This window comes from Streptomyces sp. AC627_RSS907 (assembly GCF_019049165.1).
This window is the reverse complement of record NZ_JAGMUE010001137.1, coordinates 1-650: the sequence shown is the minus strand read 5'-3', so window position 1 is coordinate 650 and position 650 is coordinate 1. Positions and strand designations below refer to the sequence as shown.

General features: G+C 71.8%; 1 protein-coding gene. It reads right to left on the bottom strand.

Features of this window, described 5'->3' with window-relative positions; translation table 11 throughout:
• Window positions 1-635: Rieske 2Fe-2S domain-containing protein (locus KUM32_RS40700; protein WP_308408850.1), on the bottom strand; the 635-nt coding region annotated here is incomplete at its 3' end.
• Window positions 636-650: the final 15 nt, after the last annotated feature.

The following is a 650-nucleotide window of genomic DNA, read 5'->3' as shown; positions in this document are numbered from 1 at the left end:
ACGGGGGTCACACAGAACCACGCCCGTGCCCGGAACCCGCCGAACTGCTCGCTCTCCACCTGCACCCGTACGATGCCCAGCCCCTGGATGACCACCTTCGAGGCGGGGGTGGTGGAGGCCACCTTGAGCCAGGAACCCTCCGTACGCAGCCGGGAGGTGGTCTGTAGGCGCTCACCCTCGAACGTCGGCGCCTCGATGATCTCGTGGTGGTAGCCGTGGATCGGGTAGAAGTGCCCGTAGTCCACGATGTTCTCCATGACCTCCTGCGGGTGGTCGAGGCGCACGTGCCGCCCGCAGTACGGCTTGGCGAAGCCGGCCGGCGGCAGCGTCTCGATCTCCCACGAGGGCGGCTCACCCAGGGAGTGCCGCCACACGAAGATCATGCCGTCCAGCTCCCGACACTCCAGCCCGGTCAGCCGGGCCCTGGGCGGCGGCGTGCCGTACCCGGTCGCCACGCACCCGCCGTCGGCGTCGAAGCGGAAGCGGTGGAACGGGCAGACGATCTCCTCCCCCTCCACGGCCCCGCCGTGCCCCAGGTGTGCGCCCAGGTGCGGGCAGTACGGCTCGATCGCCCGCAGTCGCCCGGAGCGCGTCCGGTAGAGCACCACGTCCGCCCCGGCCAGCCGCCGCGTCACGACGCCCCCCGGCGG